Below are 11383 nucleotides of genomic sequence, written 5' to 3'. Positions count from 1 at the left end.
TCTTTTTTCACCCGCCCATTACTGGGGATTCCTCAGCGCAGACGCGGCGTTTTTATTTTTACCTCATACTGCCTGGGTTTATTCGCCCGCTTTTGACCAGGTGTCACGCAAGCCAACCGTGCGATTGAACACCCGTTTTTGCGCTGTGGTATGGCGGCTGTCAAGGCAGAAATAGCCTTCACGCTCGAACTGAAACGCTTTGCCCGGCTCCGCCAGTTGCAAGCCTGGCTCAGCATATCCCTGTTTAACCACCAACGACTGAGGATTGATAGTCGTCAGAAAATCGTCTGCCGCGCCGGGATTGGGCACGCTAAATAACCGATCGTAAAGCCGAATTTCTATCGGCAGCGCATGTTGCGCGCTAACCCAGTGAATCACGCCTTTCACCTTGCGTCCGTCAGCCGGATCTTTGCTCAACGTATCGGCATCATAGCTGCAGAAAATCGTCATGATATTCCCGTGCGCATCTTTCTCCACACGCTCGGCTTTAATCACATAAGCATTACGCAGGCGTACTTCTTTACCTAACACCAGGCGTTTGTACTGCTTGTTTGCCTCTTCGCGGAAATCGGCGCGATCGATCCAGATTTCACCGCTAAACGGCACGTCACGCACGCCCATCTCCGGTTTATTGGGATGATTGGGCATCACAACGTTTTCGCTCTGACCTTGCGGATAGTTTTCAATCACCAGCCTGACCGGATCGATAACCGCCATCGCGCGCGGCGCATTTTCATTAAGATCTTCACGAATGCAGGCTTCCAGCGCAGCCATTTCTACCGTATTGTCCTGTTTAGTCACGCCGATGCGTTTGCAGAATTCACGAACAGATGCAGGCGTATAGCCACGACGGCGCAGGCCGGAAATGGTCGGCATACGCGGGTCGTCCCACCCTTCCACATGCTTATCGGTAACCAGCAGGTTGAGCTTGCGCTTGGACATCACGGTATATTCCAGATTCAGGCGCGAAAACTCATACTGGCGCGGATGTACCGGAATTGAGATATTATCCAGCACCCAGTCGTACAGGCGGCGGTTATCCTGAAACTCCAGCGTGCAAAGCGAATGGGTAATGCCTTCCAGCGCATCGGAAATACAGTGTGTGAAATCATACATCGGGTAGATGCACCACTTGCTGCCGGTCTGGTGGTGCTCGGCAAACTTGATGCGGTAAATAACCGGGTCGCGCAAGACAATAAACGGCGACGCCATATCAATTTTCGCGCGCAGGCAGGCGGCGCCTTCGGCAAACTCGCCATTACGCATTTTTTCAAACAACGTGCGATTTTCTTCCACGCTGCGATCGCGATAGGGGCTATGTCTGCCCGGTTCGGTCAGCGTACCGCGGTATTCACGGATCTGCTCCGGCGACAGCTCATCAACGTAGGCCAGGCCTTTATCGATAAGCTCCACGGCATAGGCATGCAACTGGTCAAAATAATCAGAGGAGTAGCGAACGTCGCCGCTCCAGTGAAAACCCAGCCATTCAACATCATATTTGATAGAGTCGACGTACTCGATATCTTCTTTAACCGGGTTGGTGTCATCAAAACGCAGATTGCAACTGCCCTTATAATCCTGGGCGATGCCGAAATTCAGGCAAATAGATTTTGCATGCCCGATATGCAGGTAGCCATTCGGCTCAGGGGGAAAGCGCGTATGAACAGTCTTGTGCTTACCGCAGGCCAGATCTTCATCAATAATCTGGCGAATAAAATTAGTTGGGCGGGCTTCTGCCTCACTCATCTCAAATACCTCAGAGCGTATAAATCAGTTTACCGCACATGATCATATAAGCCGTGCATGGACACAACCTTTAAGTGACAGAAAATCACATCGGTTATACAGCGTAAAAAAAAAGCGGCCAGGAAAACCTGGCCGCTAAAAGCGAGTGGGTTGCTCAGGAGAGTTTATTTAGCTTTAATTTCATACAGCGGCGTCTGGCCTGCAACGACGGAACCTGACGCTTTCACTACCAGCCCGCCGAAATCGTCGATATTGCTGCAGACAACCGGGCTTATCATGGAGCGCGCATTCGCGTTCAGGAAGCTCAAATCCATCTCCAGCACCGGCTGGCCGGCAGCCACCTGCGCGCCTTCCTCTACCAGGCGCGTAAAGCCCTGCCCGCCCAGCGCAACGGTATCGATGCCCATATGAACAACAATTTCCGCGCCTTCAGCCGTTTCCAGACAGAATGCATGGTTAGTGTTGAATATTTTCACTACCGTCCCCGCCGCTGGCGAAACCACGGTTTTTTCGGTTGGCTTAACGGCAACGCCATCCCCCACCGCTTTGCTGGCAAACGCCTCGTCCGGCACGTCATTTAGCGCCACAACGTCGCCCGTTACCGGCGAAACCAGAGTAACCAGCGTTTGAGCGCCGCTCGATACCGCCTGCGCTTTAGCAACTGGCGCCGGGTCGGCATCGCCTGCCGGCGCTGCGTCAACGTGGCCTACGGTCTTCATGGAATTGGCGATTTTTTCGGCCACGAAGCCAACGATAATTTGCACGCTGGTATTGTTGAGGCGAATAATGCCGCTCGCGCCCAAACGTTTGGCCATGGCATCGTTAACGACGGAAGAATCTTTTACGCTCAGACGCAGGCGAGTGATGCAGGCGTCAATGCCGGTCAGGTTATCAGACCCGCCAACGGCGGCAATATACTGGCGCGCCAGTTGCGGGATATCCTGCTCGCCGTTCGCGCTCAGGTTTTTATCTTCGCCATCAGCTTCGCTGCCGGCAACAGCCAGTTCGCGCCCCGGCGTCATCATATTGAACTTCACAATCGCAAAGCGGAACACCACATAGTAAATCACAAAGAACACAAGGCCCTGTGGGATCAGCATATACCAGTGGGTCGCCAGCGGGTTACGGGTGGACAGCACAAGGTCAACCAGACCGGCGCTGAAGCCAAATCCTGCAATCCACTGCATGCTGGCCGCGATGAATACGGAAATACCGCTCAGAATGGCGTGGATAACATACAGCGCCGGCGCAACGAACATGAAGGAGAACTCCAGCGGCTCGGTGATACCGGTAAAGAAGGCGGCGAAGGCCCCGGCCATCATAATGCCCAGCACTTTGGCTTTGTTTTCAGGGCGAGCGCAGTGGTAAATCGCCAGCGCCGCGCCCGGCAGACCAAACATCATGATCGGGAAGAAACCTGCCTGATAGCGACCGGTAATCCCCACTTCCGCTTTACCTGCGGCCAGAGACTGCGCGCCGCCCAGGAAGTTCGGGATATCGTTAATACCCGCTACGTCAAACCAGAATACTGAGTTGAGCGCGTGGTGCAAACCTACCGGAATCAGCAGACGGTTAAAGAAGGCGTAAACGCCCGCTCCCGCAGAGCCCATTTTCTGAATGTGCTCGCCAAAAGCGACCAGACCGTCATAAATTATCGGCCAGACAAGCATCAGAATGAAGGCAACGATTATCATGACAAACGACGTCAAAATCGGCACCAGGCGGCGGCCGCTGAAGAAAGACAGCGCCTTTGGCAGCTCAACGCCGCTAAAACGGTTATAAAGCTCGGCGGAAATAATACCCACCAGGATACCGATGAACTGGTTTTGAATTTTACCAAACGCGGCCGGCACCTGGTCTGCCGGAATATGTTTGATCATGGAAACCGCTGCCGGAGAACACAGCGTGGTTAAAACGAGGAAACCGACAAAACCGGTCAGCGCCGCGGCGCCGTCCTTATCTTTAGACATACCGTAAGCCACGCCAATGGCGAACAGCACGGACATATTGTCAATGATGGCGGAGCCGGACTTAATAAAGAACGCAGCAAGCGCGCTGTCTCCCCCCCAGCCGACTGGGTCTATCCAGTAACCGACCCCCATCAGAATAGCAGCCGCTGGCAATGTCGCCACCGGCACCATTAGTGCGCGACCAACGCGCTGTAAATAGCCTAGAATACTCACTTTATTCCCCCTATGAACCCCGAGTTCAAGCGTCAAAGCGCTGTTGTTATAGTGTGGTCAATCATAATTCTTAGCGGCCACCTGGCACATCACATGCAAGTGTGTGAAAAATTAATTCGTACCGCAAATTAAAAGCGTATTTTTTGTGATAAAAGTCACCAAATATCGCACCTCCACCCGCCTTTGTCTGGCTATCCGCAAAAACTTATTTTATAGTACGAAAAATCATGTCGAATCGCGCGGCAAACTGTATTACGCTTATTCAAAATGAGCGGCGATTCGCATAGCTAATTTTTAACTTAAATTCTATGAGGTGAATGATGAGACTGATTCCCCTGGCAACAGCGCAGCAGGTGGGTAAATGGGCAGCCCGCCACATCGTTAATCGTATTAATGCGTTCAACCCCACCGCCGAGCGCCCGTTCGTGTTGGGCCTGCCGACCGGCGGCACGCCGCTGGAAGCCTACAAGGCGCTGGTTGAAATGCACAAAGCAGGTCAGGTCAGTTTCAAACACGTCGTCACGTTCAATATGGATGAATACGTTGGTCTGCCGCAGGAACACCCGGAAAGCTACCATAGCTTCATGCACAAAAACTTCTTTGATCACGTTGATATTCCTGCGGAAAACATTAATCTGCTAAACGGCAACGCGCCGGACGTTGATGAAGAGTGCCGTCGTTATGAAGAAAAAATCCGCTCTTACGGCAAAATCCACCTGTTCATGGGCGGCGTTGGCAATGACGGCCATATCGCATTCAACGAACCGGCCTCTTCGCTGGCTTCCCGTACACGCATCAAAACCCTGACCCATGACACCCGCGTTGCCAACTCCCGCTTTTTCGGCGGCGACGTAAGCCAGGTGCCGAAATACGCGCTGACCGTTGGCGTGGGCACGCTGCTGGATGCCGAAGAAGTTATGATTCTGGTCCTGGGCAATGTAAAAGCTCAGGCGCTTCAGGCCGCCGTTGAGGGCAACGTGAATCACATGTGGACCATTAGCTGCCTGCAGCTGCATCCAAAAGCGATTGTCGTCTGCGATGAGCCTTCCACTATGGAACTGAAAGTGAAAACGCTCAAATACTTCAACGAGCTGGAAGCAGAAAGCATCAAAGGCCTGTAAGCACGTTAATAATCCGGGGAGATAATTATGTACGCATTAATCCACGGCCGTATTTATACCGGCCATGACGTTCTGGACGGCCACGCGATAATTATCGCAAACGGCCTGATTGAGCGCGTTTGCCCTGTTGCCGAGCTGCCGCAGGGGATTGAGACGCGCGATTTGGGCGGCGCAATTATCGCCCCGGGTTTTATTGATGTGCAGTTAAACGGCTGCGGCGGCGTGCAGTTTAACGATACCGCTGAAGCCGTTACGGTCGAAACGCTGGAAATCATGCAAAAGGCCAATGAAAAGGCAGGCTGCACCAGCTACTTACCAACGCTTATCACCTCCAGCGACGAACTAATGATGCAGGGCGTGCGCGTCATGCGCGAATACCTGGCAAAACATCAGCATCAGGCGCTGGGCTTGCACCTTGAAGGGCCGTGGCTGAGTCTGGCGAAAAAAGGCACGCATAACCCTGACTATGTGCGTAAACCCGATGCGAAACTGGTCGATTTCCTTTGCCGAAACGCTGACGTTATCACCAAAATCACTCTCGCGCCGGAAATGGTTGAGCCGGAAGTGATTCGCCAGTTAGTCGCAGCCGGTATCATTGTTTCCGCCGGCCATTCCAACGCGACCGTTAATGAAGCAAAACGAGGATTTCGCGCGGGCATCAGCTTCGCCACCCACCTCTATAACGCCATGCCGTACATCAGCGGTCGCGAACCGGGTCTGGCAGGCGCCATTTTCGATGAACCGGATCTGTATTGCGGCATTATCGTTGACGGCCTGCATGTGGATTACGCCAACGTGCGCAACGCCAAGCGCCTTAAGGGTGAAAAATTGTGCCTCGTCACAGACGCTACCGCTCCGGCAGGCGCCAGCATTGACAAGTTCATTTTTGCCGGTAAAACAATATACTACCGTGACGGGTTGTGCGTTGACGAAAACGGAACCCTGAGCGGCTCTGCGTTGACCATGATTGAAGGCGTACAAAACCTGGTCGAGCACGTCAATATCGCGTTGGATGAAGCGCTGCGTATGGCAACCCTCTACCCTGCCCGCGCGATGGGCGTAGATAAGGCCCTTGGCACAATCGAAGCCGGGAAAGTAGCGAATCTGACCGCTTTCACGCGCGATTTCAATATCACCAAGACCATCGTGAACGGTAACGAGGTCATAACCGGATAAAAAAAGATGACGACTGGTGGACAAGCACAAATTGGAAATGTCGATCTGGTAAAACAAATTAACGGTGCGGCGGTATATCGTCTTATCGATCAACACGGTCCGATATCACGCATCCAGATCGCTGAACAAAGCCAGCTTGCCCCCGCCAGCGTCACGAAAATTACCCGCCAGCTTATCGATCGCGGCCTGATAAAAGAGGTCGATCAGCAGGCGTCTACAGGCGGCAGACGCGCCATCTCTATTGTTACCGAAACCCGTAATTTTCAGGCTATTGGCGTGCGGCTGGGCCGTTATGACGCCACCGTCACGCTGTTTGATCTTAGCGCCCGCGCGCTTGTAGAACAGCATTACCCGTTGCCTGAACGCAGCCAGCACAGCCTGGAGCAGGCCCTGCTTGACGCCATCGCCCATTTTATCGACGCCTGCCAGCGCAAGCTGCGCGAGCTGATTGCCATTTCCGTTATCCTGCCAGGTCTGGTTGATCCGGATACCGGCATGGTGCGCTATATGCCGCACATTGACGTCAATGACTGGTCGCTGGTGGATAAGCTCCAACAGCGTTTTGGGCTAACCAGCTTCGTGGGCCACGATATTCGCAGCATGGCGTTGGCGGAACACTATTTTGGCGCAACGCAGGAGTGCGAAGACGCCATTCTGGTGCGCGTACACCGCGGTACGGGGGCGGGCATACTTTCCAACGGCAAAGTCTTCCTTGGCCGCAACGGCAACGTGGGAGAAATCGGGCATATTCAGGTCGATCCGCTTGGCGAACGCTGTCACTGCGGCAACTTTGGCTGCCTGGAAACCATCGCCGCCAATGCCGCCATTGAACAGCGGGTGCGCCACCTGATCGAACAGGGTTACCAAAGCCGCCTGACGCCTGAAACCTGCGATATTCACGCCATCTGCAGGGCAGCCAGCAAAGGCGATCCGCTGGCGAGTGAAGTTATCGAGCACGTCGGCCGCCACCTTGGCAAAGCCATCGCTATCGCCATTAATCTGTTTAACCCGCAGAAGGTCGTAATTGCCGGCGAAATCACCGAGGCTGAGCGCGTATTGCTGCCTGCTATTAGCAATTGCATTAACTCTCAGGCGTTAAAAGCGTTTCGCCAGAATTTGCCTGTCGTCTGCTCGCACCTGAACGACGGCTCGGCAATCGGCGCGTTTGCGCTGGTAAAACGCGCGATGCTCAACGGCGCGTTGTTACAGCATCTTCTGGGCGAACACACGCCTTAACCCCGCTTTCGCTTGCTTTGCAGCCATTATCCCGGCAGGCGTTTTCTTTCCACGGCCTTTACCCCAGGCGGTTTGCAGGCAACGCGACGCCATTATGGCTATTAAGAATGTTATTTGTAATATGGGCCGCGTGCTGATGCATGGCAATATCGCCACCCCTGGGCTGCGCAGTTTATCCCCCCTTCAGGAAAAAGACCTGCCGCTGGCGCTGCTGACCAACGCCCCTCGCAGACCGGCCAGGAACTGGCGAATCGCTTCACAACCGCAGGCATTGAAGTACCAGAGAGCGTCTTTTATACCTCAGCAATGACGACTGCCGATTTCCTGCGCCGCCAGGAGAAGCAAAAATCCTGGGTCGTAGGCAAAGACGCCCTTAACCATGAGTTACCTGAGGCCGGTTTTAGCATCACCGACATTAATCCCGATTTTGTTATCATGGGAGAAACCCATTTTTACAACGGGGAAATGATGCGCAGGGCCGCCTGTTTTATCGCCCGCAGCGCACGCTTTATCGCCCCCCGGATACCCGCGGCCACAATTTTACCCGGCCTGCGGCGCGCTGTGCGCCAGTATTGAGACCATTTCAGGCCGCGCGCCGTTTTACGCAGGTAAACCCAGCCCGTGGATTATCCGCCCGGCGCTGAATAAAATGCAGGCGCATTCGAAAGTAACGGTCATCGCAGGCGACAACCTGCGTACGATACCAGGCAAGCCTGGAAATGATTCTGGCGCTGACCGGCGTTTCCTTGCTAAACGGAATCGACGCCGTACCGTTTCGCCCTACCTGTATTCATCTCTCGGTTGCTGAAATTAATATCATCTGAATCTTCGCCACGCGCGATCGGGTGTGGCCTGTCATCTAATAAAACCGCCGCTAAATTAACGTTTCGTCAATTTTTCTTTGCTTCAGGTAATGTTTTTTCTTTATTCAGCAACCCCTATTACTCTTTTTGTTTCCGCTCCCTTAAATTGCTTGCGCGGGCCATACCCGATACGGCATTTTCTTACGTATGATAATGAAATACCGTCACCGCGCGGAAACTCAGGAGTAGCTATGTGTTCAATTTTTGGTGTGCTGGATATTAAAAGCGATGCAGGCGAATTACGTAAAAAAGCGCTTGAGCTTTCTCGCCTTATGCGGCATCGCGGCCCGGACTGGTCAGGCATTTACGCCAGCGATAAAGCCATACTGGCCCATGAGCGCCTGTCAATCGTTGACGTCAACGCCGGCGCGCAACCGCTCTATAACCCCCGTAAGACCCACATACTGGCGGTCAACGGCGAGATCTACAACCATCAGGCGCTGCGCGCGCAGTACGGCGACCGCTATGCCTTCCAGACCGGATCCGACTGTGAAGTGATCCTTGCGCTGTATCAGGAAAAAGGCCCGGCCTTTCTTGATGAGCTTCAGGGGATGTTCGCGTTCGCACTGTACGACAGCGAAAAAGACGCCTGGCTGATTGGCCGGGACCATATCGGCATCATTCCGCTGTATATGGGTCATGACGTACACGGCAACCTGTACGTCGCTTCCGAAATGAAGGCGCTCACGCCAGTATGCCGCTCTATCAAAGAATTTCCGCCCGGCAGCTATCTGTGGAGCCAGGACGGTGAAATCCGCCGCTACTGGCAACGCGACTGGTTCGAATACGATACGGTGAAAAATAACGAAACGGATAAAAACGCGCTGCGCGTGGCGCTGGAAGAGGCGGTAAAAAGTCATCTGATGTCTGATGTTCCTTACGGCGTGCTACTTTCCGGCGGCCTGGACTCTTCTGTTATTTCCGCCATTACCAAAAAATTCGCCGCACGCCGCGTGGAAGACCAGGCGCGCAGCGAGGCCTGGTGGCCACAGTTACACTCATTCGCCGTGGGGCTGAAAGGCTCGCCGGACCTAAAAGCCGCACAGGACGTAGCCAACCACCTCGGCACCGTACACCACGAAATTCATTTCACGGTACAGGAAGGGCTGGACGCCATCCGCGATGTGATTTATCACATCGAAACCTATGATGTGACCACAATCCGCGCCTCTACGCCAATGTACCTGATGTCACGCAAAATTAAGGCGATGGGCATCAAAATGGTGCTTTCCGGCGAAGGATCTGACGAAGTATTCGGCGGCTATCTTTATTTCCACAAAGCGCCGAATGCAAAAGAATTGCACGAAGAGACCGTACGCAAACTGCTGGCCTTGCATATGTTTGACTGCGCCCGCGCCAACAAAGCAATGTCGGCCTGGGGCGTGGAAGCGCGCGTGCCGTTTCTCGATAAGCAATTCCTTGATGTGGCCATGCGCATCAACCCGCGCGATAAGATGTGCGGCAACGGCAAAATGGAAAAGCACGTTATGCGTGAATGCTTTGAATCCTACCTGCCGGCAAGCGTGGCATGGCGCCAGAAAGAGCAGTTTTCCGACGGCGTAGGCTACAGTTGGATAGATACGTTAAAAGAGGTAGCCGCGCAGCAGGTTACCGACCAGCAACTGGAAACCGCTCGCTTTCGCTTTCCGTACAATACGCCGACATCAAAAGAAGGCTATCTGTACCGTGAAATCTTTGAAGAGCTCTTCCCGGTGCCGAGCGCAGCGGAGTGCGTGCCCGGCGGCCCATCCGTCGCCTGCTCGTCTGCTAAAGCCATTGAATGGGATGAATCCTTCAAAAGCATGAACGATCCGTCGGGTCGTGCGGTAGGGGTTCACCAGGACGCCTATCAGTAAGCCAGAACCTGTTATCCCTAAACGGGCCAGCGCGCCCGTTTGAGACTGCTGACAGACCCCAGNACCTGTTATCCCTAAACGGGCCAGCGCGCCCGTTTGAGACTGCTGACAGACCCCAGCCTGTCGCAGACAGGATGGATGAAATGCAATAAAAAATAAGGAAAATCAAAGTATCGATTTTCGCCTGCTTACCACGAAGAAGGAAAAACCCCGTTTTTCCTTCTTTGTCAACACTCTGAAACGGGCCAGCGCGCCCGTTTTCTTACGCGCTCTTACTTAAGCCTGCCTGTAAGGCTATCGCTATTACTGTTTTTTGACGATAATTCCATCAAGCTGTTCGCAAGCTGGTCAAACAAACTTCAGGGCCGCCTTCCGGTAAAAAAACTAGTTGACGCTGCCAGGACAGATACGCATAATGCGCCCCGCAACGCCGATAAGGTAACGCGGAAAAGAGGCTACGTAGCTCAGTTGGTTAGAGCACATCACTCATAATGATGGGGTCACAGGTTCAAATCCCGTCGTAGCCACCATCTTTTGCGGGAGTGGCGAAATTGGTAGACGCACCAGATTTAGGTTCTGGCGCCGCAAGGTGTGCGAGTTCAAGTCTCGCCTCCCGCACCATTTCCCTTTAGCGTTGTCGGATGGGGTATCGCCAAGCGGTAAGGCACCGGTTTTTGATACCGGCATTCCCTGGTTCGAATCCAGGTACCCCAGCCATTTTTTCCCGATGATCGCAGTTGCGGTTATCCGTCGGCGGCGCGTCAGTCAAGACGCTCGCGGGCAAAAGCTTCTACTGGGGTGTCGCCAAGCGGTAAGGCAGTGGATTCTGATTCCACCATTCCGGGGTTCGAATCCCTGCACCCCAGCCAAATTTGGCTACGTAGCTCAGTTGGTTAGAGCACATCACTCATAATGATGGGGTCACAGGTTCGAATCCCGTCGTAGCCACCATATTGATGGCAGCGCTTGCGGGCGTGTATAATCCTGCAAATCCAACGTAGCCGAACTGGCTTTGTCATCAGCAAAAAAATGCAAAGACACTACTGGGGTGTCGCCAAGCGGTAAGGCACCGGATTCTGATTCCGGCATTCCGGGGTTCGAATCCCTGCACCCCAGCCAAATTTAAGCAGTCGCGTCTGTTCTGGCGCAAAAAAAGACACTATTGGGGTGTCGCCAAGCGGTAAGGCACCGGATTCTGATTC

At 53.7% G+C, this 11383-nt stretch carries 6 protein-coding genes, 6 tRNA genes and 1 pseudogene; 11 read left to right on the top strand and 2 right to left on the bottom strand.

What is annotated here, in order from left to right:
- Positions 1-78 precede the first annotated feature (78 nt).
- Positions 79-1746, bottom strand: coding sequence for a glutamine--tRNA ligase (glnS, locus tag JJB97_RS16815; RefSeq protein WP_238715223.1), 1668 nt, complete (start codon positions 1744-1746; stop codon positions 79-81).
- A gap of 164 nt (positions 1747-1910) precedes the next feature.
- On the bottom strand, positions 1911-3929 hold the full coding sequence (nagE, locus tag JJB97_RS16810) for an N-acetylglucosamine-specific PTS transporter subunit IIBC (RefSeq protein WP_238715221.1): 2019 nt from the start codon (positions 3927-3929) through the stop codon (positions 1911-1913).
- Between the two features lie 320 nt (positions 3930-4249).
- On the opposite strand from nagE, the gene nagB reads away from it, so the two are divergent.
- From nagB to JJB97_RS16755, 11 genes and pseudogenes are all read left to right on the top strand, one after another.
- Positions 4250-5050 (top strand): glucosamine-6-phosphate deaminase, encoded by an 801-nt coding sequence (gene nagB, locus JJB97_RS16805; RefSeq protein ID WP_238715225.1) that lies wholly within the window; start codon positions 4250-4252, stop codon positions 5048-5050.
- 27 nt (positions 5051-5077) lie between these two features.
- Positions 5078-6226: an N-acetylglucosamine-6-phosphate deacetylase gene (gene nagA / locus JJB97_RS16800; RefSeq protein ID WP_238715220.1), complete on the top strand. Its 1149-nt coding sequence runs from the start codon at positions 5078-5080 to the stop codon at positions 6224-6226.
- A gap of 6 nt (positions 6227-6232) precedes the next feature.
- On the top strand, positions 6233-7462 hold the full coding sequence (gene nagC / locus JJB97_RS16795; protein ID WP_238715218.1) for a DNA-binding transcriptional regulator NagC: 1230 nt from the start codon (positions 6233-6235) through the stop codon (positions 7460-7462).
- Between the two features lie 94 nt (positions 7463-7556).
- A pseudogene (locus JJB97_RS16790) lies at positions 7557-8286 on the top strand (HAD-IIA family hydrolase).
- Positions 8287-8516: 230 nt separating this feature from the next.
- Positions 8517-10181 carry an asparagine synthase B gene (gene asnB, locus JJB97_RS16785; protein ID WP_238715216.1) on the top strand — a complete coding sequence of 555 codons (1665 nt, stop codon included), beginning with the start codon at positions 8517-8519 and terminating at the stop codon, positions 10179-10181.
- 453 nt (positions 10182-10634) lie between these two features.
- Positions 10635-10711: transfer RNA gene (locus JJB97_RS16780), tRNA-Met, on the top strand.
- Between the two features lie 6 nt (positions 10712-10717).
- Positions 10718-10802 (top strand) — tRNA-Leu (locus JJB97_RS16775).
- 21 nt (positions 10803-10823) lie between these two features.
- A tRNA-Gln gene (locus tag JJB97_RS16770) sits at positions 10824-10898 on the top strand.
- Positions 10899-10975: 77 nt separating this feature from the next.
- Positions 10976-11050, top strand: a tRNA-Gln gene (locus tag JJB97_RS16765).
- Between the two features lie 5 nt (positions 11051-11055).
- Positions 11056-11132 (top strand) — tRNA-Met (locus tag JJB97_RS16760).
- Between the two features lie 93 nt (positions 11133-11225).
- Positions 11226-11300 (top strand) — tRNA-Gln (locus JJB97_RS16755).
- The last annotated feature ends 83 nt before the right edge of the window (positions 11301-11383 follow it).

The sequence above is a fragment of the Tenebrionibacter intestinalis genome, assembly GCF_016632365.1.
In the GTDB taxonomy this organism is placed as follows: Bacteria; Pseudomonadota; Gammaproteobacteria; order Enterobacterales; family Enterobacteriaceae; genus Tenebrionibacter; species Tenebrionibacter intestinalis.
Note: the sequence above shows the minus strand (reverse complement) of the source record. Positions and strands in the feature narration are given on the sequence as shown.